At 47.9% G+C, this 25,592-nt stretch carries 24 protein-coding genes and 1 pseudogene; 12 read left to right on the forward strand and 13 right to left on the reverse strand.

Annotation, left to right across the window (positions count from 1 at the left end; translation table 11 throughout):
- Nucleotides 1-10: 10 nt before the first annotated feature.
- From C9I99_RS08355 to C9I99_RS08380, 6 genes are all read left to right on the forward strand, one after another.
- The gene (locus tag C9I99_RS08355) at nt 11-826 is read left to right on the forward strand and encodes a helix-turn-helix domain-containing protein (protein WP_107348384.1); all 816 of its coding nucleotides are present in this window, start codon (nt 11-13) and stop codon (nt 824-826) included.
- Between the two features lie 87 nt (nt 827-913).
- Nucleotides 914-1,534 carry a GNAT family N-acetyltransferase gene (locus C9I99_RS08360; protein WP_107348385.1) on the forward strand — a complete coding sequence of 207 codons (621 nt, stop codon included), beginning with the start codon at nt 914-916 and terminating at the stop codon, nt 1,532-1,534.
- 226 nt (nt 1,535-1,760) lie between these two features.
- Nucleotides 1,761-3,380 (forward strand): methyl-accepting chemotaxis protein, encoded by a 1,620-nt coding sequence (locus C9I99_RS08365; RefSeq protein ID WP_107348386.1) that lies wholly within the window; start codon nt 1,761-1,763, stop codon nt 3,378-3,380.
- A 102-nt stretch (nt 3,381-3,482) separates the two neighbouring features.
- Nucleotides 3,483-4,883, forward strand: a complete 1,401-nt coding sequence (gene asnS, locus C9I99_RS08370; RefSeq protein WP_107348387.1) for an asparagine--tRNA ligase — start codon at nt 3,483-3,485, stop codon at nt 4,881-4,883.
- A gap of 237 nt (nt 4,884-5,120) precedes the next feature.
- A complete protein-coding gene (locus C9I99_RS08375) occupies nt 5,121-5,639 on the forward strand; it encodes a DUF2937 family protein (RefSeq protein WP_166645386.1) in 519 nt (172 codons plus the stop codon).
- 129 nt (nt 5,640-5,768) lie between these two features.
- Nucleotides 5,769-6,347 (forward strand): hypothetical protein, encoded by a 579-nt coding sequence (locus C9I99_RS08380; protein ID WP_107348389.1) that lies wholly within the window; start codon nt 5,769-5,771, stop codon nt 6,345-6,347.
- Between the two features lie 85 nt (nt 6,348-6,432).
- On the opposite strand, the gene C9I99_RS08385 is transcribed toward C9I99_RS08380, so the two are convergent.
- Nucleotides 6,433-6,903 (reverse strand): YehS family protein, encoded by a 471-nt coding sequence (locus tag C9I99_RS08385; protein WP_107348390.1) that lies wholly within the window; start codon nt 6,901-6,903, stop codon nt 6,433-6,435.
- 148 nt (nt 6,904-7,051) lie between these two features.
- Here C9I99_RS08385 and C9I99_RS08390 point away from each other — a divergent pair, with 148 nt between their 5' ends.
- Both C9I99_RS08390 and C9I99_RS08395 read left to right on the forward strand, forming a co-directional pair.
- Complete coding sequence (locus tag C9I99_RS08390; RefSeq protein WP_107348391.1) at nt 7,052-7,273, forward strand: VF530 family protein; 222 nt, start codon at nt 7,052-7,054, stop codon at nt 7,271-7,273.
- A gap of 310 nt (nt 7,274-7,583) precedes the next feature.
- Nucleotides 7,584-8,333 (forward strand): enoyl-CoA hydratase-related protein, encoded by a 750-nt coding sequence (locus C9I99_RS08395; protein ID WP_107348392.1) that lies wholly within the window; start codon nt 7,584-7,586, stop codon nt 8,331-8,333.
- Between the two features lie 92 nt (nt 8,334-8,425).
- Here C9I99_RS08395 and C9I99_RS08400 read toward each other — a convergent pair whose 3' ends face one another.
- Entirely contained in the window at nt 8,426-9,772 is a 1,347-nt protein-coding gene (locus C9I99_RS08400) for an MFS transporter (RefSeq protein ID WP_107348393.1), read from the reverse strand.
- Between the two features lie 588 nt (nt 9,773-10,360).
- Here C9I99_RS08400 and C9I99_RS08405 point away from each other — a divergent pair.
- Entirely contained in the window at nt 10,361-11,551 is a 1,191-nt protein-coding gene (locus C9I99_RS08405) for an amino acid aminotransferase (protein WP_107348394.1), read from the forward strand.
- Between the two features lie 90 nt (nt 11,552-11,641).
- On the opposite strand, the gene C9I99_RS08410 is transcribed toward C9I99_RS08405, so the two are convergent.
- Together C9I99_RS08410 and C9I99_RS08415 are read right to left on the reverse strand one after the other, a co-directional pair.
- The gene (locus tag C9I99_RS08410) at nt 11,642-11,947 is read right to left on the reverse strand and encodes a hypothetical protein (protein WP_107348395.1); all 306 of its coding nucleotides are present in this window, start codon (nt 11,945-11,947) and stop codon (nt 11,642-11,644) included.
- A 296-nt stretch (nt 11,948-12,243) separates the two neighbouring features.
- On the reverse strand, nt 12,244-12,654 hold the full coding sequence (locus tag C9I99_RS08415; protein ID WP_107348396.1) for a MarR family transcriptional regulator: 411 nt from the start codon (nt 12,652-12,654) through the stop codon (nt 12,244-12,246).
- A gap of 438 nt (nt 12,655-13,092) precedes the next feature.
- On the opposite strand from C9I99_RS08415, the gene C9I99_RS08420 reads away from it, so the two are divergent.
- A complete protein-coding gene (locus tag C9I99_RS08420; protein WP_107348397.1) occupies nt 13,093-13,767 on the forward strand; it encodes a DUF2982 domain-containing protein in 675 nt (224 codons plus the stop codon).
- Between the two features lie 19 nt (nt 13,768-13,786).
- Here the strand turns inward: C9I99_RS08420 and uhpC are convergent, their stop codons facing one another.
- From uhpC to C9I99_RS27670, 8 genes and pseudogenes are all read right to left on the reverse strand, one after another.
- On the reverse strand, nt 13,787-15,130 hold the full coding sequence (gene uhpC / locus C9I99_RS08425; protein WP_275937914.1) for an MFS transporter: 1,344 nt from the start codon (nt 15,128-15,130) through the stop codon (nt 13,787-13,789).
- 61 nt (nt 15,131-15,191) lie between these two features.
- A complete protein-coding gene (gene uhpB / locus C9I99_RS08430; RefSeq protein WP_107348399.1) occupies nt 15,192-16,718 on the reverse strand; it encodes a signal transduction histidine-protein kinase/phosphatase UhpB in 1,527 nt (508 codons plus the stop codon).
- Nucleotides 16,718-17,326, reverse strand: a complete 609-nt coding sequence (gene uhpA / locus C9I99_RS08435) for a response regulator transcription factor UhpA (protein ID WP_107348400.1) — start codon at nt 17,324-17,326, stop codon at nt 16,718-16,720. Before uhpA ends, uhpB begins: the two co-directional genes overlap by 1 nt.
- A 170-nt stretch (nt 17,327-17,496) precedes the next feature.
- Nucleotides 17,497-18,897: a hexose-6-phosphate:phosphate antiporter gene (gene uhpT, locus C9I99_RS08440; RefSeq protein ID WP_107348401.1), complete on the reverse strand. Its 1,401-nt coding sequence runs from the start codon at nt 18,895-18,897 to the stop codon at nt 17,497-17,499.
- A gap of 330 nt (nt 18,898-19,227) precedes the next feature.
- Nucleotides 19,228-19,881, reverse strand: coding sequence for an MBL fold metallo-hydrolase (locus C9I99_RS08445; protein WP_107348402.1), 654 nt, complete (start codon nt 19,879-19,881; stop codon nt 19,228-19,230).
- Nucleotides 19,882-20,065: 184 nt separating this feature from the next.
- The gene (mepK, locus tag C9I99_RS08450; RefSeq protein WP_107348403.1) at nt 20,066-20,620 is read right to left on the reverse strand and encodes a peptidoglycan L,D-endopeptidase MepK; all 555 of its coding nucleotides are present in this window, start codon (nt 20,618-20,620) and stop codon (nt 20,066-20,068) included.
- Between the two features lie 174 nt (nt 20,621-20,794).
- Nucleotides 20,795-22,477 carry a L,D-transpeptidase family protein gene (locus C9I99_RS08455; RefSeq protein WP_107348404.1) on the reverse strand — a complete coding sequence of 561 codons (1,683 nt, stop codon included), beginning with the start codon at nt 22,475-22,477 and terminating at the stop codon, nt 20,795-20,797.
- A 444-nt stretch (nt 22,478-22,921) separates the two neighbouring features.
- Nucleotides 22,922-22,990 (reverse strand): annotated as a pseudogene (locus C9I99_RS27670) (hypothetical protein); the annotation flags it as partial.
- 233 nt (nt 22,991-23,223) lie between these two features.
- Between C9I99_RS27670 and C9I99_RS08465 the strand changes: the two are divergent.
- Nucleotides 23,224-23,709 (forward strand): MarR family winged helix-turn-helix transcriptional regulator, encoded by a 486-nt coding sequence (locus tag C9I99_RS08465; protein WP_107348405.1) that lies wholly within the window; start codon nt 23,224-23,226, stop codon nt 23,707-23,709.
- Nucleotides 23,710-23,737: 28 nt separating this feature from the next.
- Entirely contained in the window at nt 23,738-24,583 is an 846-nt protein-coding gene (locus tag C9I99_RS08470; protein WP_107348406.1) for a LysR family transcriptional regulator, read from the forward strand.
- Here the strand turns inward: C9I99_RS08470 and C9I99_RS08475 are convergent.
- A complete protein-coding gene (locus tag C9I99_RS08475) occupies nt 24,543-25,313 on the reverse strand; it encodes a TSUP family transporter (protein WP_107348407.1) in 771 nt (256 codons plus the stop codon). The two genes, C9I99_RS08470 and C9I99_RS08475, sit on opposite strands and share 41 nt — an antisense overlap.
- Nucleotides 25,314-25,592 lie beyond the last annotated feature (279 nt).

Genomic DNA, 25,592 nt, shown 5'->3' on the forward strand with positions numbered 1-25,592 from the left:
GGTAGGGTGAATGATCACTTGGAAACAACCACTAACAGGCTATGAATGGCTGATCCACCAGATATGGTATCTGGAGGTGGAACACGGTGACACCATTGAACAACTGCCACAGCTCATCCCAAATCCTAGGGCGCATCTTCTCTTTACCCCAATGAAGCAAAGCTTCAGTTATCAGGGCAGTAGTAAGCACATTTCCGGCCAAGGCAGTCACTTACTTGCAGCCAGTGATCAACTGCTCACCCTTGTCGACACCGCGCCACTTAGGCGAATCGGTATTACTTTTCGGCCTGAAGGGCTCTATCTATTGAACAAAGCCAGCAAAGATCTGATCAATCAGTGTGGCTGGTTTGATTGGCTAACACCCATGTTTGATAACCAGTTTCAAAATGCCTTATGGCAGTGCCGATCTAAGAAAAACATTATCGGTTGTATTAACCGCCAAATTGACGCATTAAGTTTGGCCACTAATATCGATAAGCCATTCTCCATATCGCAAAAAGCGATTACGGCCATGGAACAGCATGACTTAGATATAAATACCCTGGCAGAACAATGCGCTTGCTCGAGACGTACACTGGAGCGTAGCTTTCGCCAAGTCACGGGGTTAAGTATCAAGAACTACCAGCTGATGATGAAACTAGAGCAAATGATTTTAGCTCTCTACAAGCAACCCGGAGACATCGATTGGGCGACATTTTCGCAGCAGTTTGGCTTTAGCGACCAGTCGCATTTGATTCGACAGATCAAGCAGCAACTCAAACGTACACCTTCCCGCTACCTAGAGAAAAGGGATTTGACTATCGACATCTACGGTGATTTTGAATAACACAGCCTTTTATTTTTCTTTTGTCGCAAAAGTCCAATAGCTATCGAATCAGGTTGGTTAATATAGCCGCAAGAAAACGAGGTCGTTATGTCAAAATCAAAAGAAAACCCAAGGTCAAATTCAGAGTCATATTCACAATTAAAACAAGGTGAGTCAGTCGCGTTTCACGACACATTGACCATCAGGCTTATTCAACCAGCGGACTTGAGCGAGATCATCACCATGCTTGGCGATGACAGGGTAAACCAATACCTCTTTTTTGCTCCAGCGGATGAGAGCTTGTACCAAGACTTCTTCACGCCAATTATTGAGAACACCCAACACGCGATTAGCGACGAAATTTGGCCAGATAACCCTACTTTCGTTATCCGCGACCAGCAGGATCGCTACATGGGGATGGCCGCTATCACTCAGGTCATGTTCTGTGTAGGCAATTATGAAGTGGGATACCAACTGCCCGTTCACGCTTGGGGGCAAGGTATCGCCACTAGCGCCTGCCAACTGATGACAGAAATTGGCTTTAGCGAATTAGGCAGTCACAAAATCAGCGCAGATTGCTACGGCACCAATATTGGTTCATACAAAACGCTGGAAAAATGTGGCTACCAACGTGAAGGATGCCAAAAGGACTATTACAAGCTCGAGCAAGGCTTCGACGATAAAGTCTACTATGGTATGACAGCTGTACAGTTTACCGCCCAACAATAACGTAACAATATCAACCTAGGCATTCGCCTGGGTTGTCATTCTCTAAAATCACCCTTTGCCGTGAAAGATCATGTAATAACAAGCAACTTCGACCTTGCACAGGTCACATTCGAGTCACCTTTCTCCGTCGAATATTTGCTCGTCATCACACCCACCCAACACCAACCATCTCTTAACAATTCAAACACATTACAATAGCCATAATAAAAATAAGAGATCATGGAAGATGCGCCTTACAATTGCCAACAAACTGCTGCTTACCCTATTTTCTGTTTTCACTATCGTATTGGTCAGCAGCCTCATCTATGAGGCCGGACAGCAAAAGAAACTGCTGGAATCGGTGATCAGAGAGCAAACCCTCGATAAAGCCGGTAACTATTTTGATAGCTTAAATATGATGATGCTCACCGGCACCATGTCGCAAAAAGAAACCCTGCGTGAAAAAGTACTCTCCCACAGTGGCATTGAAAATGTTCGGGTGATCCGTGGCCCCGGCATTACCCAGTTCTTCGGCCCCGGCTTGGACAACCAAGCTCCGGTAGACAGTTTTGACCAACGGGCGCTGGCTGGCGAAACCATTACGGAAACCATTACCTCAGAAAACGGCAAAAAATTATTAGTCGCCCTACCGATGAAAGCCCGTGCTGACTACCGAGGCACCAACTGCTTGCAGTGTCATATCGTGCCTGAGCACGAAGTACTTGGCGTGGTTAGGCTGGAGTATAATTTGGTTCCGCTCTACCAACGGGTAAACCAGCAATTGCTGTCAGCTGGCAGTATTATGGCTGCTATCGCCGCGACGGGATTCCTGTTCACCTTGTTTATGATTCGCCGGATTATCGTCAAGCCGCTAAAGCGGCTGTCAGGTTACATGCGAACCACCAGCAAGAATAAAGATCTAAGCCAGCGCCTGAATGAAAAACGAGAGGATGAAATCGGTGAGCTGTGTAATAGCTACGACCAGATGCTGGATAACTTCTCTGGCAGCTTGATGCAAGTCCAGCAAACCTCAGAATCGCTAACCGAGCAAGCCAATCATTTAATTTCAGTCTCCTCCCAGACCACTCAGGCAGCCGATAGCCAGCGAGTTGAAACCAGTGAAATGTTCAGTGCCATCGATACGATGCAGCACCAGCAACATAATATCGAGCAGCGCACCACAGAATCCGCCACATTGAGCCAGCATGCCGCTGAATCGGCAATGACCGGTACCCAGCTCGCCGCTGAAGCCGGTGACAGTATCCAGCTACTGGTCAAAGACATCGAACATGTGAAGCTCAAAATCGATCACCTCAATCAACAAAGCCTACAGGTCGGCACTATTCTTGATGTGATCCGCAACATTGCCGAGCAAACCAACTTACTGGCGCTAAACGCGGCCATTGAAGCGGCAAGAGCGGGTGAACAAGGACGGGGTTTTGCCGTCGTTGCCGATGAAGTCAGGAGCCTTGCCACGCGTACCCACCAGGCCACCGGCGATATTCAAACCATTATTGAAACCCTGCACAATGGCTGCGAGGCCTCTGCAGATGCTATCGACAATACTTGCCAAACTGCTTATGACAAAGTTGGTACTATCCAAGAGTTGTCTGCCGCTCTTTCATCGATGGGCGATCAAATACAGGTCGTCAACACTCATGCCATCGACATTCAACAACAAAGTGCTCGCCAAGCCTCATTGGCAGATGGTATCCGTTCAAAAGTCGACACCATCACCCGACATGCAGACGATACCGCTACTCATGCCCTATCCTCGAAAGAAATTAGCGTAAATCTTGAACACTTAGTAGAACAATTAGAGCGATTACTGCATCAATTTACCCTTTCAGGCAATAACAAGGGTTGATGCTAAACGTAAGACAGGTAATATGGTCTCCTTGGACTGTGTATTGGGATAAAATACTCGGCAATACACAAATAAAGTGCCTTAACGGAGAATAATTTACACATGACTTACGCGCCTGTAACAGACGTACTTAGCGGTAAGCTAGCGGTTGACAGTGAAGTCACTGTCCGCGGCTGGATCCGTTCACGTCGTGATTCCAAAGCTGGGATCTCTTTCCTTGCCATTTATGACGGCTCTTGTTTCGACCCGATTCAGGCCGTGGTCCCTAATGAGTTAAATAATTACCAGGAAGAAGTGCTTAAGCTGACAACTGGTTGCTCTGTTGAGGTCACAGGTAAGATTGTTGAATCACCAGCAAAAGGTCAGGATTTCGAACTAGCAGCAACTGAAGTAAAAGTGGTTGGTTGGGTTGAAGATGCAGATACTTACCCGATGGCGAAAACTCGTCACTCAATCGAGTACCTTCGTGAAGTGGCACACCTTCGCCCTCGTACCAATGTAATCGGTGCGGTTGCTCGTGTTCGTAACTGCCTATCTCAGGCTATCCACCGTTTCTACCACGAGCAGGGCTTCTTCTGGATGTCTGCACCACTTATCACTGCATCTGATGCAGAAGGTGCTGGTGAAATGTTCCGCGTTTCAACGCTGGACTTGGTGAACACACCAATGACCGATGCTGGCGAAGTGGATTTCGACAAAGACTTCTTCGGTAAAGAAACGTTCCTGACGGTTTCTGGCCAGTTGAACGCTGAAGCATATGCTTGTGCACTTAGCAAGGTATACACATTCGGCCCGACTTTCCGAGCTGAGAACTCAAACACCAGCCGCCACCTAGCGGAATTCTGGATGGTTGAGCCTGAAGTCGCATTTGCTGAGCTTGACGATGTGGCTAAGCTTGCAGAAGACATGCTGAAGTACGTATTCAAAGCGGTACTTGAAGAGCGCCGTGATGACCTTGAGTTCTTTGCTCAGCGTATCAACAAAGATGCAATCACTCGTCTAGAGCAGTTTGTTTCTTCTGACTTTGCCCAGGTTGATTACACCGACGCAATCCAGATCCTGAAAGACTCTGGCCGTGAGTTTGAGTTCGATGTTGAATGGGGCATCGATATGTCTTCTGAGCACGAGCGCTACCTGGCTGAAGAGCACTTCAAAGCACCGGTTGTCGTTAAAAACTACCCGAAAGACATCAAAGCGTTCTACATGCGTATGAACGAAGATGGCAAGACAGTTGCGGCAATGGACGTTCTTGCTCCGGGCATCGGTGAGATCATCGGTGGTTCTCAGCGTGAAGAACGCCTAGAGCTTCTAGACAAGCGTATGGTTGAGATGAACATCGACCCTGAGCACATGAGCTGGTACCGCGACCTACGTCGCTACGGCACCGTGCCGCACTCAGGTTTCGGTCTGGGCTTCGAGCGTCTAGTCACTTACGTGACAGGTATGGCTAACATCCGTGATGTGATCCCATTCCCACGTGCGCCACGCTCTGCAAACTTCTAACACCTAATCATTGTTAGAAAAATACAGGACGAGCTTTATGCTCGTCCTGTTTGTTTTCTACCTCATAAAATACCCCGACCCCCTTACTTTTCCGTCCCCCCTTTATCCCCCACTTTTGACATTCGCAGAACATCTACCAAGCGCAATGCGCTATAAATAATATCGCAAAGGCTTGGCCGCTTTTCTTTCTACGATATTTCTGTTTATATGCAGTGCGAAGCAAAGTATGGAGGCAACATGGTTAAACGGATAATTGATAGGCTTATTTTCGGTGGGCTATTAATAGCTACGCTGCAAATCCCCATGCTGGCTGATCATTACCTGCAATACCTTTCCGGCTTTTATGATGCCACCAGACAACAGGTTAGCAGCTATGAGGATAATGCTCACCGGCACGGCTTTGACAGTGCCGAAAGCCTGATCGATGCACTGTTACAAGAAAAGAGCTCTATCATCCGGGTCGATGCAGAACAAAAGCGTGATGTTCTCCAACAGCACCAGATGCTTGAGCAGGCGATAGCAACCCTTTCAAACGGCCACCTGATCGAAAAGGCAGTATATATATTTAATCCGCTAAGGGTCGACGAACTTCAACGGGTGCTCATTCATTTCAAGCCCGGTATTCCGATTGATGTGGAAAGTATTGTTATCTGTGTAGTCATCGCTTTTGGACTCAACGCCGTGCTGTATATCCCCTTGGTGTTATTTCAACGCCGCCGGAGCAAAGCCTCTCGCCCGGCCGCCTCCCATGGCTAACTGGTGGTGAAAACAGCAGATACGGGGTTAATCGGCACGAGCCAATAGACTTAGTTATGGGCTTCGCATAAGCTTATGCCAATCCGCTTGAACCTCTCAAGCCACAGCCAGATACCCAATGAGCCTACTATGATCAGAGATGTCACCCTAGCCCCTGCCAACCAATGGAAAAAACCCTTCGTTTCCGAGGTGGCTGAAATAATCAACCGGCTCAAAGAGTATGGTTACGATGGTGCTACCCTTGCGCGATTAACGGGTCTACAAGAGAAAAAACTCTCGGCCTGGATGTCTCGCTACAAGCGTGAGCCTGAAAATATGTCTGATATCCCTTATCCATGCTGGTGTTTCCTTGCAGCACTGGCTGGCCGACCAAACATTCAGAATAACGGTCAGCCGCTTGAAGTCGATGCCAGAAAAGTGATGCGCGCGTTCAAACCAACCGCATTTAAAAGCAAGAGCGCTTTTGAGATGCCGACGGAAAAAGAGTTCAAGCGCGTAATTGGCGACAACACCTTTACGGGGATCACGATTGAAAGCCTTTGTGAGACTTTCCAGTGGAAGCCAGCCCAGCTAGCCGAGAGCATGACCAAAGGTACACTGCCTTTCTTGAACTGGTGCCTGATCTTAATGCTGTGCGGCTTCAATGTTCAGAAGATGCTACTGAATGAGCATGAAGGTGAAATTAGTCTGGATGAACAAGCCAGCTAACAGACACAATAAAGGCTGCCCTTGGGCAGCCTTTATTCAATCAGTCAAAATCCAATCTACCCCATTGCGCGGTTGAAAATCAGATTTACTCAGCCGCTTCCGGGCGGAATTTATTCTGCACCCCGAGCAAAAAGTTACGCAGGATTTGATCTTTACACTCACGGTAATGCTTGTTGTCAGGCTTTCTGAAGAAAGCACTAAGCTCATGCTTGCTCAGATTGAAATCAGCACTCTCCATGATTTCAAGAATATCTTCCGCTTTATAGTTCAACGCAATACGCAGTTTCATGAAGATCATGTTATTGGTCAGACGCGACTCTGGCTCAGCCTGCGGGCCTTCTTTCTTGCCACGTTTTTCATTGATCAAGCCATTTAGAAAAATAGCTAATTCACGATCAGTGCATTTTTTAAATGCCGGATCGTCTTCTTTTTTCAACCAATCACTAACTTGCTCACGTGTCACCTCGTGTTCCGCTGCAGCAAAAATATTGATCATCGCTGAGTCGTTGAAGTCGAAGGTGTAGCGGATACGTCGCAAGATATCGTTATTGAGCACAATAAATCCTAAAAAATAATGCAGCCTTGCCAATATGGCTCGCTGCGAAGTTCTTCTATAGTCTAACAGATATTAATAGCTGAAGATTCAATCGTGCAACCCAAGCTGGTATAGTGCCACTCCCAGATCAAACCATGAAGTAGACTCAATGAACCAACATCAACCCAACAACCCATTACACGGCCTAACCCTGCAAAACATCGTGCAAGAACTCGTCGACCATTATGGCTGGGAAGAACTGGGTAAAATCGTCAAAGTGCGTTGTTTCAACAGCGACCCGAGTATCAAGTCGAGCCTGAAATTCCTGCGTCGCACTGAATGGGCAAGAAAAGAAGTCGAGCAACTGTATCTCGATACTTTTATCATTTAATTAGCCCTGACCGACCAGTGCCGATAACTGCTGACGCGCTTCCTGTGGCGAGTCAGCATGGCTATATCCAAAAACTATGGGTAGAACACGCATACACACGGTTATAGTGTGTTAATTACTTCAATATCCTCCTCGGGCAACACATAAACACCTCCTAACCATTGCACACAATTCGGTTATATAGCTCCTGACTAAACCTCTCTTTCTAACTCAAGCTCTCACTTTTTGTATTATTGATTGGCATCCAGTTAGGCCTTGTCCATGATTACAAGGAAGAAGCAACTCCTCTTACCACTTAAGGAAAGCTGAAATGGATATTCGCATTACCCACAACGGTCCTATTCTCGATATTCAACTTACCCGTCCAGAAGCTAAAAACTCCCTCAATCAATCGATGTATCACACCTTGGCTGATACCATTACACAGGCGAACCGTTCAGCAGAAACAAGAGCGATTGTATTGCGTGGGCTACCGGAAATTTTTTGCGGGGGCAATGACATGCAAGACTTTGTGGCTATTTCACAAGGTATGGCTGACTTTCATGGCGAGCGGTTTATGAAATCACTGGTAGAGTGCGAAACGCCGATCGTTGCCTCTGTTTCAGGCCCTGCAATCGGTATCGGTACCACTATGCTGCAATTTGTCGATGTGGTGTATTGCTCACCATCCGCTGTTTTCAAAACGCCGTTTGTACAATTGGGACTTTGCCCAGAGATGGCTTCGAGCACCGAGTTCTCCAAACTGGTTGGCCCAAGAAAAGCCAAAGAAATGTTATTACTGGGTACCGCTATGACCGCCGAAGAAGCCCTGACAGTGGGCTTTGTCAATCAAGTCAGTAATACGCCAGATGACACCGCTCAGCAATGTGCCAAGCAAATTGCTCAACTCCCTCCCAAAGCGATGCGGATCAGTAAGCGCATGCTTGGGCAGCAAGATAAAGCACGTTTGCTGCGAACGATTGAAGATGAAAACGTCGAGCTAATTAAAAGGATAAGGAGTGAAGAGGCCAAAGAGGCGGTCAGTGCCTTTTTGGAGAAAAGGCCGGCTCAATTTAGCTAACTAAGTGGCTACTGACTACTTACTCATCATGTCGAAAATAGAAAGGCCAGCATTAAGCTGGTCTTTCCATCGCTTCAGTTCACTAATTCGAGTTAGACGGTAACAGGTTTTACCGATACACCCTGTTCTACCTTGTTAGGCTCATCTTCATCTTTCACAATACAGACGACAAGACCGGCGAATACCATTGATACTCCACCCAGAACAATCGCCATCATGGTATTGCCGTCAAACGCCCAACGGGTAAAGAATCCCAGGATACCGGCAGCCAAGATTTGTGGCAGTACAATAAAGAAGTTAAACACGCCCATGTAGAAGCCCATCTTGTGTGCAGGCAATGCCCCAGCAAGAATAGCGTATGGCATACAAAGGATACTGGCCCAAGCCAACCCAATACCGACCATATTCACCATCAGCATTGCCGGGTTCTCAATAAGAGAAATTGACGCTAGGCTCAAACCGCCAATGATTAGCGACAGGCTATGAACAAACTTACGGCTGGTACGCTGTGCCAGCCAAGGTAGCGCAAAGGCAGCCAGGGCAGAAATGCCGTTATAGGCAGCAAAACACAAGCCGACCCAATCAGCACCTTCGTTATACAGGGTCGAGCTAGTATCTGTGGTCCCGAAAATTTGCGAAGTCACCGCCGAGGTGGTGTAAATCCACATTGCAAAGAGTGCAAACCAAGAAAAGAATTGCACCACGGCCAATTGCATCATGGTCTTCGGCATCGCCTTGATATCAGACAAGATTGCTTTCAGGCTGGCTTTTTCTTCCTGTTGTTCAGGCTCTGTATTATGAAAAGCGGCCAACTCTTTCGGCGTGTATTCTTTGGTTTTGAGCACTGTCCAAAGAATCGATGCCACAAACACCAAAGCACCGCACATAAATGAAATTTTCACCGAGGGTGGTACTTCTCCCGCCGGCGCAGTATTGGCCACATTGAACACATTGCTAAGCAAGTAAGGCATAGCAGACGCGACCACCGAGCCAACACCAATAAAGAAAGTCTGGACGGCAAAGCCTTGGGTACGCTGCTCAGAAGGAAGGTTATCGGCCACCAAGGCACGAAACGGCTCCATTGAAATGTTGATAGATGCATCCAAGATCCACAGCATACCAGCGGCAACCCACAGATACGGCGAATAAGGCATGATGATCAATGCCAATGACGAAGCGATGGCTCCGCAGAGAAAATACGGGCGGCGACGGCCGAGTACCGTCCAGGTGCGGTCACTGAAGTAACCGATGATCGGCTGGACGAGCAGACCGGTTAACGGCGCCGCAATCCAAAGGATCGGGATTTGATCAATGCTTGCTCCCAGAGTTTCAAAAATTCGGCTGACATTGGCATTTTGCAGACCGAAGCCAAATTGAATCCCCATAAAGCCGAAGCTCATATTCCATATCTGCCAAAACGTAAGGCGTGGCTTTTCCATTGAGTGTTCCCCGATAATTCCTGCGGCAAAACGTATTGATAATGCAGCAGATTTATAACATTCGGACAAACAGATGATCGTTATTATATTCAAACCCAGATAACGTCAAATTAAGACACTTTGAGATAACTTGGGTATATTAGTATGTTTATGAATTAACCGCGGTGAAAACAGGATTTTTCTATGTTTACATCGTTAATTCAGGCCATGATCATCACATTTGACCGATTTCCATCGGGAAACAATGCTATGACAACCCCACCCCTACCAACTGTGATCAGTTTCACATAGGGTCACTCTTGCATATTTGATTTATAATAAAATTACGTATTTAGATGAAATTTATACAAAATCAGTGCGATTTGGCGCACAAAACACCAGTATATTCTTATGTTTTGTTGTAATTTTCTTGCAAACAACATTGATGAGAGTTTGACCGTTTTGTTTGAATGTTAGTGAAAACTAGTAACAATTCACTGCTGTCATATTTTATTTGGCCAAGATGTTACAATTTCTTGTCAACCGCCCGTGATAAAAGGTATAAAGAACATATTAACCTTTTACCATTACCAGCATGGATGATTGACAATGTTTGAGAAAATTTCTGCTGCACCCGCCGATCCAATTCTTGGTTTAACTGAAGAATTTAAAAAAGACACCCGCCCTGAAAAAATCAATCTTGGTGTTGGTATCTACAAAAATGAATCAGGTAATACACCGGTTCTAGCCACTGTCAAAAAAGCGGAAGCGATTTTGCTGGAAAAAGAAACCACCAAGTCTTACCTAAGTATTCCTGGCACGGCAGAATACGGTCTGGCTGTACAACAGTTATTGTTCGGTGCCGACTCGCCAATCATTTCATCCAAGCGAGCACAAACAGCACAAGCCCCAGGTGGTACAGGTGCGCTTCGCCTGGCCGCTGAGTTTATCAAGCGCCAGCTTGGCGATGTAAAAGTCTGGATCAGCAACCCAACGTGGGCCAACCACAACGGTGTATTCACCGCAGCTGGTCTTAAGACAGTTCAATACAGCTACTACGATGCGCAAAGCAAAGACATGGACTTTGACGCAGCACTCGCTGATCTAGCCAATGCCGCACCTGGCGATATCGTGTTACTTCATGGTTGCTGTCACAACCCAACGGGTATCGATCCAAAAGCACCACAATGGCAACAATTGGCTGAGTTATGTAAAGAGAAACAGCTACTGCCTATGTTTGACTTTGCCTACCAGGGCTTTGCCAAAGGCGTGGAAGAAGATGCTCAAGGGCTTCGTATTTTTGCAGACCAATGTGAAGAGCTTCTCATCGCCAGCTCGTTCTCGAAGAACTTCGGTCTGTACAATGAACGTGTAGGAGCCTTCACTCTTGTCGCTAAAGACAATGCAGAAGCAGCAACCGCATTTAGCCAAGTGAAGAGTATTGCTCGCGTGATCTATTCCAATCCGCCAGCACACGGTGCCGCAATTGTGACCGAAATCTTGAACGACGCAGACCTGCGTGCAGAGTGGGAAGTTGAAGTGGCTGACATGCGCGACCGTATTCAGGAAATGCGCACGCTGTTTGTTCAGACCCTGAAAGACTTTGGTGTCGACGCTGACTTCAGCTTTATTGAACGCCAAAACGGTATGTTCTCTTTTTCTGGTTTGAACAAAGACCAAGTGAACCGTCTGAAGGATGAATTCGGTATCTATATCGTTGGTTCTGGCCGTATCAGTGTAGCCGGTATGACCAAGGCAAACATGCAGCCGTTGTGTAAAGGTATCGCCGCGGTTCTTTAACCAAAGCCTTCACCTCATCACAATATCGGCTAAGGCAATAACGGGCGCTTCTGCGCCCGTTTTTTTATGCTGATGCTTTAGCGATGTCGGTTAGCCAGATTTATCTAATGGTAGCACGTTGCAAAATAGCTCTCGTTCATACTGATGCTCTAACTGCTCGCGCCAAGGTTTGTTCGTCACAGGAACCAAAAAGAACGTTTCTCGTGATGTATCAGTGACAAATGCCATACCATGTTGCATGAGTTCATAATGGATGTCGTTGACAAATCCTAGCGAAAAACTTTGGCGTCCCGTCAGTTGATTGATGTCGTCCCTTGTTAAACTAACGCCTTGCTCATCGTTAGCAAATCGAACGCGTAACCAGTCGGCGAACTCTCTAGCACTTATCATTGTCATAAACTCGCCTCCGCATAACACATCTTGAAAACCAAGATGTTAGTGATAGGTGTCTATTTATAATAAGTTATAGCAGAGATGAGACATAACGACAGGAGAATGCAACATGTTTATCATTACGATACACATTAACGCAGTTTTGAGACAGTATTACAAATGTTGCAGAGTGCAGTTGTTGCGAGGAATATAAAGAAAGTAATACCCGCCCCTGATAGCATCAGGAACGGGCCTGGCTGCAATTTCAAAGCTACTCTGAATCGCCCTATATCAAACAGTGCGCTTCGGTTGCCCAGAAATTAAAGTGCTTTGTAAAGCACCTTGTTGCCTGCCAGTTGGATGCGCTCAACCAAACCTTCTTCAGTCAGTTTTTTCAGCGCACCAGTGGCCCAAGAAGCCGCTTTAGTGTCTTCTTGGCCTGCTTCAAGACCAATACCTTTCGGATTGATGCCTTCAGCGTTCTTAACAACAATATCTAGCACTTGCTGCTGTTTTGGAGTCAAAGACACTTTTACAGCAACTGGTGCTGCCGCTTCAACTGACTTCTGCTCTTCAACAACAGGTTTCGCCGCTGGAGCAGCTTTTACTGTTTCTGCAGTTGGTGCTTTTTTCACAACAGCCTTAACTGCTGCTGGTTTTGCTTCAACAACAAGACCTTTAAGGCGTTTTTGTAGTTTCAGCTGAACGTTACGTTTGTGAGAGATTCTCATTAAATTTCCTACTCCGTTGCACTACTTTCAGTCACCACCATTCATCAACCTGAAAACATAACAGGCCGATACTTCCAGCGGGAAAAAGTAAGCGCGTGTTATACCAAGGATGTCAGAGAAATACCAGCAAACGGTTATTTCATCCGCAACAAAAGCTGATTTAACTCAAAAATAGGCGACCACCTCTCATTTTTTGATGTTTTATGGTTAGCGGAAAAATCTCGAAATAAAAAGACGTTATGAGAATATGCAGGGATATTTCTACATCTTCGCCAAACATCTGGATAAATTCCCATATGCAATTAAGAATCCCTCGACCTAAGTCCCCCCAACATTGTGCCGCTGTCCGGCTGTAGCGCATCAAAAAATCATAACTTCAGTGATCGTTTTCGCCATTTGGACAATACTTAAGTTGGTTAAAACAGTTAGGTATTGGCAATGCGTGACAGTTTGAAAACACGGTACATCACCACCGGCATCGCTCCTTATCAAACAAACCTGTTTATTGCAGGCATTGCCGGGGTTGTCGTTGCCACGCTCATTGGTCTTGTTTTCCCTGCTGTGGCTCCACCGGTCGTCGCCATCTTGTTGATCGCTGCCTGCATTACAATGCTTGTTGGTTACAAGTACTCGCAAGGTCCTGAGCTATCCTTCACCCTTACTTTTATGCATATCCAATTTCACAGCCATTGTGGAGGCTGGCTCGCTCGCTGGAAAAACATCGACACTATCGCCCAAGCCAGCATTGACAAAGACGGGTGGCAACAGCCTGTTCCATGGGTGGGGGTTAGGCTCAAAGACTACGAAGAGTTCATCGCGGCTATTTGTCCACGGGTCGCCACCAAGCTACTCATCGATCAGCGAATCCTGTTAATCATGGCCTACAAAGGTATCGACAACCCATCCTACGAGATTGAAGACATTATGTTCGATGATAACCACTACACCACCCAGTCGGGTTGTGTACTGAAGGGCTTACAAGCGATGCTCGCCAACCGGATGCACTACAACCGCGAGCTCATTGGCTATGATTTCTTTATATCCGAGGACTTTTTGGACCGCCCCGCTGCCGACTTTGCCGGCCTGGCAAGGCGATACCTAGCAGCAAGCTGACAATCAGCCGACTCATTTTTTACGATGTCGTGCTTTCCGGTGTCGCCTGTGCCTTGAGAAAAGGTAACAACAGCAACCCAATAACACCAGCAGCAACGGAAATAACGACAAAGAATCCGGTCCAGTGGAAATGTTCCATCACGAGAGCTAGTGGATACCCCGCCAACGCTGCCCCCATATAGGCAAACAAGCCAACAAACCCAGTCGCGGCTCCTGCCGAATCCTTGTGCGAACATTCCGCCGCCGCCATGCCGATCAGCATCTGTGGACCGAAGACAAAAAAACCGACCGAAAAGAAGCACCCGGACAATAAGGCAAAGTTTGTCACGGGCATCAGCCACAGTGCCGCGACCGACAAGAAAATGCCGATAGCAAAAATGACATTCATCGGACCTCGGTTACCGCCGAATAATCGATCCGAGCCCCACCCTGCTACCAGCGAACCGACAAAGCCGCCAACCTCAAACAAGGACAGCGCCATATTAGCCTGGATCAGTCCATAGCCCTGCTGCTCGCTCAAGTACAAATTGCCCCAGTCATTGATTGCTGTTCTCACCACATATACCAGCACATAACTGAAAGCCAGCAACCAAATATATTTATTGGTCAGCACATACTTGCGCAGGATCTCCCTGGTACTCAAGCCAAATCCTTCCCGCTCATGAGTCAGTTCGAGCCGGTCCTGACGCCACTCACCGACAGTGGGCAAGCCAAGGGTCGTGGGTTTATCCCTCAGCCGCCAGCACAGTACCAGCCCAATCACCACCGCAACAGCACCGGGGACAATAAAACCCAGCCGCCAGCTATAGTGCAAGGTGAGGTAACCTACGAGCAAGGGGATCAAAGCACCACCAATATTATGAGCCGTGTTCCAAATAGACCACCAGAAGCCACGTTCCGATCGGGAGTACCATGTCGTCATCAGCTTCGAGCAGGGTGGCCACCCCCATCCTTGAAACCACGCGTTACAGACCCACAACGTCATCAGCCACCACAGTGAATCGGCAAAACCGAACATGATATTCACCACACCCGTCGCCATCAGGCCAATCCCCATGAAGTAACGGGGGTTGGAACGATCGGAAATCACGCCGGAGAGAAACTTCGAGGCACCGTAGGTGATGTAGAACAGCGTGCCCATCATGCCGATATCGGACTTGTCCAGGCCGAGATCCACCAACATGGATGGCATGGCATAATTGAAGTTCTTGCGGGTAAAGTAAAACACCGCGTACCCGACATACATCGTCAGCATGATGTGCAGACGCCAGTAACGGTACTGTTCATCGATATGCTGAGCGCTGCCGGATAGCTCTGGATTAACAACTGCCTCTGAGCTTAGTGAGGACTCTGGGCTCCCCAACACTTGCGTTTTCACAATAATGTCCTCACAACAATTCTTCATAGCCGATTACGGCCCGTCTTTACAGAATGGGCAGTTGGATAGCGATGCAGGTACCTTGGCTTGGCCCTGACATGTGGCTGGCCACGTTAATCGAACCACCAAGTGCCTCAACCCGCTCTCGCATACCTTGCAAACCAAAGCCATGGGAAGACATCTGCATCACCTGTTCGACACAAAATCCCCGGCCATTATCACGAACCGTCAGCGCGACGGTTTCAACGTCCACCACAAAAGTCAGCTCAAGCTGGCTGGCTTGCGCGTACTTGACCGCATTGTTCATTGATTCTTGGCAAAGGCGGTATAGGGTCACACTCAGGGTATCGCTTAAGGCATCGGGTTCGCATCCGTTGCAGTGCCAATCGATAGACGCTGAAATCCCCTGAGCTTCACATTCCAAATCCCTTACCAGCTGCTCCAGAGAATCGACCAGCCCCATGTCATCAAGTGATTTAGGGCGCAAGCGGCTCAGCAAGCCCTTGGTGGTGTCATAGATATTCAGGGATAGGTTTTCAATCATGCCGGCACACCCCGCCCCCACAGGCGTGGTTTCTACCCGTTGGATGATAGAGGCCTGAGTACGAATTGCCGTGATATTCTGGCCGATCTCATCATGGAGCTCTCGGGCTACATCACGCCGTACGGATTCTTCTGCTTTGACCAACTGACGGGATAAACTATGGTTGCGGTCGAGCTGAAGCCGCAATTGCTGGTTCAACTCACGCTGACGTTGGATTCCCATTCCCAGCAAAATGCCTGTCAGGCTTTGTGCTGACAGCGAAAGCAATAGATCGGTCACCTCCAAGTTGCTCCCCGTGCTTCGGGCCGCAATCAACACCACGCTGTTAAGAAGCGTGCCTAACAAGGCCCCCTGCCAGCCATAGCGGAAAGCCAGTACAATAATAGGGATAGCCAAACAGAAAGGCGCAAAACGACGCATCTCATCCGGTAGGCCAAGCTGTAGCGCGATGCTAGCAATAAACAGCCCCGCATAGAAAAAAACATGCCGCACCCGCAAAGCCACAGGGCGGGAAACGAGGTCGACCGTCAACGGGATCCACGCCTGCTGGAACAAATAACTCCAGATCAGGTAGCAACTCGGCACAAGCATCAGCCCGCCGGTAATGCTGACCAATAACACCATCCAGCTGTGCTCGCTAAACCAACCAGAGATCGCAACATTGAGCAGCGCGGCCAAACCAATCACCGTCCCCATCACACATAACCGACGTAGCTGGGAGCCATAGTATTGGCCGTGTGCCACCCACAACAAGGGGACACTGGCAATACTTGCGCACAAGGCTGCTGCCCATAGCGGGTTGCCCACCTGCGGGGCCAATGCCAGCATCAAGGCCCACTCAGCACCATATACCGCGCCCCAATACTGTTTAGGACAATGCAGGGCGATCCCCATGCGAAGAGCGAAAGGGAAAAGGAAAACGGCCAATTCAGGATCGAGGGTAAAATAGGATGCAATGGCCCAGAGGCAAAACCACGCACAGGCGATCAACAACCACCCACCTAGCGTGGTAAGGGCAAAGTTGCGCACTACAACACCTCGGTATTGAAATGCTTGGCTAGCTCAACGTTGTTTTTGGCTCCGAGTTTGTCCATGGCATTCGCCCTGTGGACATGAATGGTCTTGTGGCTCAGGCCGAGTTCGACGGCTACGGCTTTGACATCCAAGCCAGTCGCCAGCATTTCACCAATTTGACGCTCACGTTTGGTTAACTGGGACAGAGACGCAGACGATTTAGCGGTTGTTGCCAGCTTGATCGCAATATCCGGGGTGAGGTAACAGCCACCTGCCGCCGCCGTCCTGACGGCTTGAACCAGCTCATCAGGGCTACAGCGTTTGCTCAAGTATCCTCTGGCACCTGTCTGTAATGCTTTTTCCACCACTGCAGCGCTGTCGTGAACGCTAAGCATGATGCAGGCTATCCCCTCAGGAAGATCCGACAGTAACGACAAGCCGCTTTCATCCGGCATCGAGATATCGAGGATACAGACACTCGCCTGGCTACCCGGCAGACCTTGGCGGGCATCCTTGGCCGAGCCAAATTCACCCACCACATTGATGTCCTCTTCCAACATCAGTAACTGTGCGAATCCAGAACGTACAATGATGTGATCATCAACCAAAGCAACGTTGATCATTTTTTATCCCCCAAGGCGAAAAAGAGGCATAAACTACCTGTTCGGCTCTTTTGAAACAAGGCTGAAATGTAATTAACCAAAAATAGTGACAGTGCAACTCATCACTTATATCTTGCCGATATAAAAAAACTGCCCGCAGGCAGTTTTTTAAAAGCATCTCGTTATAGCGATTAAGCCATTTTTAGCTCAAGCTCTTTTTGCAGGCGCTTTTCACGGCGGATCTTCTTCTCTTCCGCAACGGCCACAAAGAGAAGTAAAACAATACAAATCGCGGCTGAGGTATCTAGGGCAGCAAATGTACCTTTCCAACCTGTCAGACCAAAGATTGGCGTACCATCTGCAATCATACCCAGACCCAGTTTCGCGAAGCTGTCACCAATCAGGTAAGCAAAGGTCCCTTTAATACCGTCAGCAACACTGATCGCTTTTTTCGGTACAAAACCAACCGCAGCAACACCAATCAGAAGCTGAGGACCGAACACCAAGAAGCCAAGTACAAACAGTGAACCTAGGTACATGTACTCGTTCGTTGCATGCTGGTAGAACTCAAGGCAGAAGATAATCAGTACCAAAGAGACACACGCTACGATTGCACGGCGGCCATTTGCCAAATCAGACAGGTAACCCCACATCAGCGTTCCCACTAGGGCACCCACTTCAAACAGGGTGAAACCTGAGATAGCGGTTTCTTTCGACAAACCAAGCTCTTGGTAAGCGTATACGGTTGACCACTGGTCAATACCAATACGGACAACGTATAAGAAGATATTGGCGAAACATAATAGCCAAATAACTTTGTTCTTCAGTACGTATTCCATGAAGATTTCGCGTTTGGTCATCTGGTTTTCTTCAGCGACGATATCTTCTTCACTGATCTCTTCACCAAATAGCTCTTCTGCTTTACCCAGACCGTATGCTTCTGGTGAATCACTACCAAAGCGCAAACACATGAAACCCACTACCAAGGCAATGATCGACGGGAAGATAAACATACCAATCACATGTCCGTCGAACAGGTAGTTTGCACCGAACAATGCAACACCAGCAGCACCGGCACCACCTACGTTATGGGACATATTCCACAAACCTAGGTAGGTACCACGCTTGTTACGCGGCGTCCACTTCGTGATGGTTGAATAGCTAGATGGACCACCGGTACTTTGGAAGAAACCGCTCAGTGCATAGAAGCCTACCATCATGAACAGGCTGGCGCTTGAGCCGCCCAGACTGACACTGAAGCCCAACATTGCAATACCGGAAAGAATCAACATGAAAGGAAGAAACTGTTTGGTATTCTTTCCATCGGCATAATAAGAAACAACAGTTTTACCAATACCGTAGGTAATGGAGAAACCCAGGCCGATCAGACCCAGATCTGTCATCGACAGGCCGTAGGTTGAGATCATGTCGTTCTGAGCAACGTTGAAGTTTTTACGAATCAGATACATGGTCATGTAACCGATAAATACAACCAAGTACGATTGCATAAACGGCTTGAACCACATTTTACGGCGTTCTTCTACAGGCAGATCCAACGTTGGCTTTCTGACCTGATCCAGAAGTTTAAGCATGTGTCACCCTCAATACTTTTTCGACGTTATTTACAGCGCAAACTGTACGTTCTGATCTTCTTCTGCCGAATAGGGCCTGTTGAAACTTCAAAGCCTCTTACGGGCATAAAGCTTCAACAGCCCCTACTCGCCAGATCAGCAAACAGAGCAAGAAGACCATTGGCAGGCATTGTAGGGAGACAAATAGAGTGTGGCTTGAGAAGTGGACTTAGGACAATTAGGAAAATTTCCTAATTCCAGTCCAGCTGAGGAAGAAACGTGAAAGTAGTCACAAAATTCAAATGGGAATAAAACAAAAACAGCCCAGATAAATCTGGGCTGTGAAAGACATTAGTACAGCGGCATTTCGTCGGCAACAAACGGGTTTGATGCACGCTCACGGCCAAAGGTCGAGATCGGACCGTGACCAGGAATAAACGTCATCTCATTGCCCAATGGCCATAGCTTACCCTTGATAGAATCAATCAGAGTCTGGTAATCGCCCTTAGGGAAATCGGTACGGCCAATACCGCCATTGAACAGCACATCACCGACAAAAGCCACGTTTGCTTCATCGCTGTAAAGCACCACGTGACCAGGTGTGTGGCCAGGCGTATGCAGAACAGAGAGCGTCTGGTTACCCACTGTGACGGTATCGCCTTCTTCTAGCCACTGATCAGGATCAAACGCTTCAGTGAGCGGAAATCCAAACATCTCACTTTGACGAGGTAAGCCCTGTAGCCAGAATGCGTCTTCCTTATGCGGACCAATCACCGGAATATCCAGCTCTTTCGCCAGTGGGGCTGTGCCACCAACGTGGTCAAGGTGACCATGAGTCAAGATCAGTTTGGTAACGGTCAGTCCTAATTGCTGTGCTTTTTCTTTAAGAAGGTGGATATCACCTCCCGGATCGACCATTGCTGCTTCTTTGGTTTCATCACACCAGATGATGGAGCAGTTTTGCTGAAATGGGGTGACCGGCACAATTTCAAATTGAAGACTCATTGATTTTCCCTAGCGGTTTCAGTTCTTGCCGCAGGATAGCATATACCCAAGTGACTTCAAATTGCAGGATGTAGCAAGGCAAGAAAGGTCAGACAGAGACAGCAAAGCCGACAGCTGCCAAGAGAGGGAGGCAGTGTCGGCTTTGTAATTATTCGGTTTATTTCAGCGCACGCTAACCGGTTGATTAACCATTCCAGCGACGCACAGGACCCGTATCAATATGAACAAATCCGCTACGAGGGTAATATCCTACACCACCTAGGCGCATTTCAAGCGCAGCATTACGGATCCGTGACAAAGAGACACCTTCTAGATTGAAGTCAATGGCCTGACCTTTCATATGATAGCTCTTTGTCGCAACACCGCCATTTTTCTGCAGCGCTTTATTGGTCATAGGAGAACGGTAGCCTGAAATGATCCGTACCTGCCCTTTATGGCCTAGGCCAGCTTGGATCTCGGTGATCGTATCAAACAAGCGGCGGTCCATATGCGCGACTTCGTTACGCCTGAAGTCACGGCAAATATGGTTAATTTTCTGTAGTTCTTCTTTGACATACAACTTTCCATTGAAGTACTCGGTTTCGAGATCTTCACTGGTATGGATGTTGTGCAACGATATCTGGCGAGCACTCCCTGCTTTATACGGGCTTGCTATCGCCCAACTTGGCAATAAACATGCCCCAAGCGCTACTCCACCAGCAGCCAGTAACTGACGACGCTTGTAATTAATTTCAGACATAACTCAACAACAACTAACTTCTTGCCTTACTCAGGCGTTGTCACGCAACCCCAACCGGGCTCCCTTAATGGACAAGCACGATAGCGTTCAGTTATTGTTCAGTCAAACCTTGAAACGACAAAAAAACGGCAGCTTTCCACCCAAAGACCGCCTAATTATTGACACAAAAGCATTTTATTCAGTGTAAAGAGATGTAAATAATTCTTGGTTTTGCGACATGGCGATAAACTTGTCATAGTCGTAAACATCGTTGCGATAGTTTACCAAGCCGTCATTATCGACCCATGCAGTCTGGTAGATCACCTGTATTTTCACCTTATTGGATAGGCCAACTGTCTTGGTTTGTGTACGTGCCTTGAGCTGGTTTACCCGCTGCTCCGTCACGCCAGAATGATTAAGTAAAATCATGGCCAAACTTCCAGCTTGCTCGACCCTGACACAGCCCGAACTGAATGCCCTCGTCTCTTTGGCGAACAAACTCTTGGATGGGGTATCATGTAAATAGACGGCGTGATCATTGGGCATGTTGAACTTGAACCGACCCAGTGCATTTTTATTGCCCGGTTTTTGCCGTAACCGATATGGGAACTGCTTGGCATTGACGATCCGCCAATCAATGGTGTGAATAGGGATTTGCTCTGAACTCTGCCAGCTTCGAATCACCGCAAAACCGTTGCGGTGCAAATATCCCCTATCCCTTCGCGCCTTAGGTAAAATATCTTTGCGCATTATCGACATGGGGACGTTCCAATACGGATTGAACACCACGGAAGACACATTGGTTGTCATTAGCGGTGTTCGACGGCTAGGCCGACCAACAATCACCTTGCTGTCAAGCACATGCCGGTCATTGAGCCACAGGTTTAACTGGTAATTTGGAATATTGACCACCAACAGCGATGAGGCATCCGAAGGCCATAACCGAGTACGCTGGGCATTCAGGGCTAGGACTCGAATGCGTGACTTGGGTGATATCGCGAGCCATTGCCGCGTCTGCGGGCCAATCGCCCCATCGACTTTCAACCCGTGACGGCGCTGAAAACTCTTCACCGCGTCGGCCAAGTCAACGTTATAGGTACGAACGCCTGCAGCCCGGATCTGATCGGCTTCGAAGTCACGCAAATCCCCCAACTTCTCCAATGTAGTAATAAGCGATTCAGGGTTTTTCAGCCGAGTTCCAAGCCGGATGATCCCCGGTTGATAGAACCCTGGCCAATTATCGTTAGCTGATGGCTCGAGTGCATCGATAGCCAGGAGTAAACGGGTATAGTTTTCGTCGTCAGGTTTGAGAGTGTTGACATAAAAGCGCAATTGCTCGGTATCAATCGCATTGTACAGCCGGGATAACGTCGCTTCAGACGGCATCGGTAATTGGGGATCGACCCCTGCACCAAATAACCACCCACGACCATAAGATGGGATCCCCTCGACATAACTCATGTAGGCAAAAAGCGTATCGGTAGCCAACAGATCATACTGGCGCCAGTCGTTTGCCTGTTTGTAATGCTGGAGAAGTGAATAGCGGCGGTTGAAATCACTACTGATATTCGACAACACCACCATGCGTAGCTGCTGCTCGAAATCACTGGCAGTAAAGGTATCCTGCCACAGCGGAACAAAGCCAATACTCTGGTACAAGTCTGCCAACTCATCAATGTAGCGGATGGCCGCTATATCATTGGCGATTTCATGTACCCATTGACGGGCTTTCTTCTGCTGCAGGATATCATCTGAGAACTGCTGCTCCAGTTGATCTCTAGCAGATAATGGCTGTACCGACCAGGCCTCATCCTCGGCATAGTTCACCTGAGAGAAGACACACATTAGGACAAGCCCCATACGACTGAGCTTTAACATTACCAACTGACTCCTCATTGCCGTTATCATAATTATGGCAAGTTTGATCTATAACGGACTAAATTTAGCCGTCATTACCAGTTGGTAATGTTTCAAATCCTGACACCTGTCAGGATATTTGACATATTTTGCTGTTATTAGGACAACAATCTACCAATCGTATTTCGGGGGAACAAACTGTCCCCCTGCCATTTCAGAGAGTATTCCAATAGTTATCCCACACCTCAGGTCTTTGCACCGCAGTAACCTTCTTGGGGGGATTAATCGATAAAACTTTTCCTGCCCCCAAGCATCAACCAAGGGACGGGACGCAACTCAATCAACTCACGGTTGGCCTGATGCCAAATCCCACAACAATTGCCGTGGGGAGAGGTTGCCAATAGATAGCCGTCCAGACATGCTGGCTACAATGTTAGCGTTGGCACCTTCGTTACCGAGTGACCACTATCTAAAGACTTCAGATTGCGGGTAAGGTACACGCGCGGCCTTCCAAGCTGTGCGAGCTTTATCTAGGCTTTGTTGTGGCGCTAACCATCGCTGGTGTTACCCAAAATGTAGCCATAATTACGTTACGAGGGAATTGACCCTTCATTATATTTATTCACCCATGTGAAAACTGCTTTATTAAGCGATACATTGCATCTATATCCAATAACAAATCAGATCGAGACAACATTATGAAAAGTAAGGCTTCCAACTTTCGTCCGTTTGATGTAATTTCGCCGAGCACTAATTAGGAGAGAAAAATGGATAAGCACGATGAGGTATTGATTGCCCTGCGACAAATCATCCGAGCGATCGATCTGCATTCCCGCAAATTGAACAAACTAGCTGGTTTGACAGGCCCGCAGCTGGTGTTGATGCGCGCGATACGCGATTCCGGCGAAGTGACTATCCGTCAACTTTCCAATAACACCAATATGAGCCAAGCAACGGCAACCACGATTCTGGACCGATTGGAAAAGCGAAACTTGGTGGTCCGTGAGCGCAGCAAACTGGACAAGCGTAAAGTCCATGCCTACCTCACCGAGGAAGGAAAGGAATTATTGGCAAAAGCACCGCCACCGCTGCAAGAAGATTTCGTTGCCCGGTTCCATCGCCTGGAAGAATGGGAGCAATCATTACTGCTATCTTCTGTACAACGTATTTCATCAATGATGAATGCCGAACACCTTGACGTTGCCGCCATGCTGGAAGTTGGTAGCATTACCAAGCAAGAAACAGAACGATAAGCGTGACTCAACGGCATAGGATTTTCGATTGTTACTTGAAGGTATAGAAACGCTGTTGGTACTGGCCCAAGAAGGTACCATGAGTAAGGCAGGAAGCCGTTTGTACCTGAGCCAAAGCGCTGTCAGCAAACGTATCGCCAAACTGGAAAAGCGGATCGGTAAAAAGCTTATTGAGCCTGATGGGCGACGTATCAAGCTAACGGCCGATGCCCTTCAGTTGATCACCGCTGTCGAGCCCGGTTTCAAGGCATTGAAAGGGCAGATTTTTGATCAACTCGATGTCGATGATCACACCCTGATTCACATCGCTTGCTCGGAAACCCTCGTTGCCGGCTATTTGGCCCCCTTTATGGGTAAGTACATCCAACAAGATCCTTACCTTGTCATAAGCACTCACCATACCCCTGTCATTGTCGAGAAAGTACAATCTGGGGATGCGGCTGTCGGCTTCTGTGCCGGTCACCTACCACCGCAACACGGGTTGGCTGTCACCCATTTGTTTGACGAACCATTTTCTGTTGTCAGTCACCAACCGCTTGAGCAACAGCCCAATCAGTTATTGGTCAATGACCTAAAAAATCCGGCCAATGCCAACCAAGTCAGTACGTTGCAAAAAGCGGGAATTGCGCCGCTAATGGAAATGGACTCCTATACCGCCGCCGCCCAACTTGCATTAGGCGGAGTCGCAGCCGCACTGGTGCCTATTTCAATTGTGAAAACCCTTAAAATAGCGCCTCACCACTGCCACCACTTCCCTTTTCTTGATGAATTAACCCGTCCGGCCCAGCTTTGCTATCGCCAAACGAGCTTCCAATCCACTCGGATCCGCCGGCTTATTGAAACCATTGCGGGTTCTGTTCAACTAGCAATTTAGCCGCCATGCACATCGAGGTGATCACCACCATCGGCCTGATCAATTTACGTCCCTTGGATATGACAACTTTGGCCCCCATTCTCGCTCCGATAAACCCACCAATCGCCATGATAATCCCGATTTCCCAGACAGGCAGACCGGCAAAAATAAAAAACAACAAGGCCGCAAAGTTCGAGGTAAAGTTCAGAATTTTAGTTCGCGCGGTCGCTTCCACTAAACCAAACTGTGCGATGGCAACAAAACAAATGGTATAAAGTGCACCGGCTCCAGGACCAAAAAACCCATCGTAGAAACCAATACTGGTACCCACGGTGAGAGCAAAAACATTCTCCGACAATTTCGGTGTACCGCCCCCCTGCCCGACCTGCGGCGCAAACAAGAAATACAAAGAGATACATACCAGCAAGATAGGGATCAACTGAGTCAATAACCCGGCATCAATGCGTTGGACCAATTCCGCCCCGACAGCTGCCCCAATGAAGGTAAACACAATCGCATTGCGCATATCACGCAGATTGACCAACCCATTACGAATAAAGTACAGCGACGCTGAGAAACTGCCAAATGACCCCTGCAGTTTATTGGTTGCCAATGCTTGTGTTGGCGGTACTCCCGCAGCAAGCAAAGCAGGCACCGTTAACAGTCCCCCTCCTCCTGCGATAGCATCGATAAAACCCGCCAGCCCTGCCACAAGAAACAGCAGCCCCAATACTTCCAATGACAATTCCATTTACTCACATCTCTTCGTTAAGCTTTGAGTGCAGAAAAATACCACTCACACCCAACTCGGAATAGCGAAACGTCGGACGACAACCCATTCCAGTTTGGAATTGGTCAATTCAACCTCACAAATTACCGATGCTCATTGTTGCCTTCAGCTCGGTGGATCGCCGTTTTAATCATCAATACCCGATGATATTTTGTGCAACTCTTAGCGTATCCTCCCCCGTCTGTTAACTCAGTCTCAGTTTCAGGCTTGTCGCTATGCCGATTCGTTATGGAAAAGCAA

Source organism: Photobacterium lutimaris (genome assembly GCF_003025555.1).
GTDB classification, from domain to species: domain Bacteria; phylum Pseudomonadota; class Gammaproteobacteria; order Enterobacterales; family Vibrionaceae; genus Photobacterium; species Photobacterium lutimaris.

What these genes read in the sequence shown, in the direction of transcription:
- C9I99_RS08355 (WP_107348384.1), top strand. Translation starts at nt 11, where the DNA reads ATGATCACTTGGAAACAACCACTAACAGGCTATGAATGGCTGATCCAC.
- C9I99_RS08360 (WP_107348385.1), top strand. Translation starts at nt 914, where the DNA reads ATGTCAAAATCAAAAGAAAACCCAAGGTCAAATTCAGAGTCATATTCA.
- C9I99_RS08365 (WP_107348386.1), top strand. Translation starts at nt 1,761, where the DNA reads ATGCGCCTTACAATTGCCAACAAACTGCTGCTTACCCTATTTTCTGTT.
- asnS (WP_107348387.1), top strand. Translation starts at nt 3,483, where the DNA reads ATGACTTACGCGCCTGTAACAGACGTACTTAGCGGTAAGCTAGCGGTT.
- C9I99_RS08375 (WP_166645386.1), top strand. Translation starts at nt 5,121, where the DNA reads ATGGTTAAACGGATAATTGATAGGCTTATTTTCGGTGGGCTATTAATA.
- C9I99_RS08380 (WP_107348389.1), top strand. Translation starts at nt 5,769, where the DNA reads ATGATCAGAGATGTCACCCTAGCCCCTGCCAACCAATGGAAAAAACCC.
- C9I99_RS08390 (WP_107348391.1), top strand. Translation starts at nt 7,052, where the DNA reads ATGAACCAACATCAACCCAACAACCCATTACACGGCCTAACCCTGCAA.
- C9I99_RS08395 (WP_107348392.1), top strand. Translation starts at nt 7,584, where the DNA reads ATGGATATTCGCATTACCCACAACGGTCCTATTCTCGATATTCAACTT.
- C9I99_RS08400 (WP_107348393.1), bottom strand. Translation starts at nt 9,772, where the DNA reads ATGGAAAAGCCACGCCTTACGTTTTGGCAGATATGGAATATGAGCTTC.
- C9I99_RS08405 (WP_107348394.1), top strand. Translation starts at nt 10,361, where the DNA reads ATGTTTGAGAAAATTTCTGCTGCACCCGCCGATCCAATTCTTGGTTTA.
- C9I99_RS08410 (WP_107348395.1), bottom strand. Translation starts at nt 11,947, where the DNA reads ATGACAATGATAAGTGCTAGAGAGTTCGCCGACTGGTTACGCGTTCGA.
- C9I99_RS08415 (WP_107348396.1), bottom strand. Translation starts at nt 12,654, where the DNA reads ATGAGAATCTCTCACAAACGTAACGTTCAGCTGAAACTACAAAAACGC.
- C9I99_RS08420 (WP_107348397.1), top strand. Translation starts at nt 13,093, where the DNA reads ATGCGTGACAGTTTGAAAACACGGTACATCACCACCGGCATCGCTCCT.
- uhpA (WP_107348400.1), bottom strand. Translation starts at nt 17,326, where the DNA reads ATGATCAACGTTGCTTTGGTTGATGATCACATCATTGTACGTTCTGGA.
- uhpT (WP_107348401.1), bottom strand. Translation starts at nt 18,897, where the DNA reads ATGCTTAAACTTCTGGATCAGGTCAGAAAGCCAACGTTGGATCTGCCT.
- C9I99_RS08445 (WP_107348402.1), bottom strand. Translation starts at nt 19,881, where the DNA reads ATGAGTCTTCAATTTGAAATTGTGCCGGTCACCCCATTTCAGCAAAAC.
- mepK (WP_107348403.1), bottom strand. Translation starts at nt 20,620, where the DNA reads ATGTCTGAAATTAATTACAAGCGTCGTCAGTTACTGGCTGCTGGTGGA.
- C9I99_RS08455 (WP_107348404.1), bottom strand. Translation starts at nt 22,477, where the DNA reads ATGTTAAAGCTCAGTCGTATGGGGCTTGTCCTAATGTGTGTCTTCTCT.
- C9I99_RS08465 (WP_107348405.1), top strand. Translation starts at nt 23,224, where the DNA reads ATGGATAAGCACGATGAGGTATTGATTGCCCTGCGACAAATCATCCGA.
- C9I99_RS08475 (WP_107348407.1), bottom strand. Translation starts at nt 25,313, where the DNA reads ATGGAATTGTCATTGGAAGTATTGGGGCTGCTGTTTCTTGTGGCAGGG.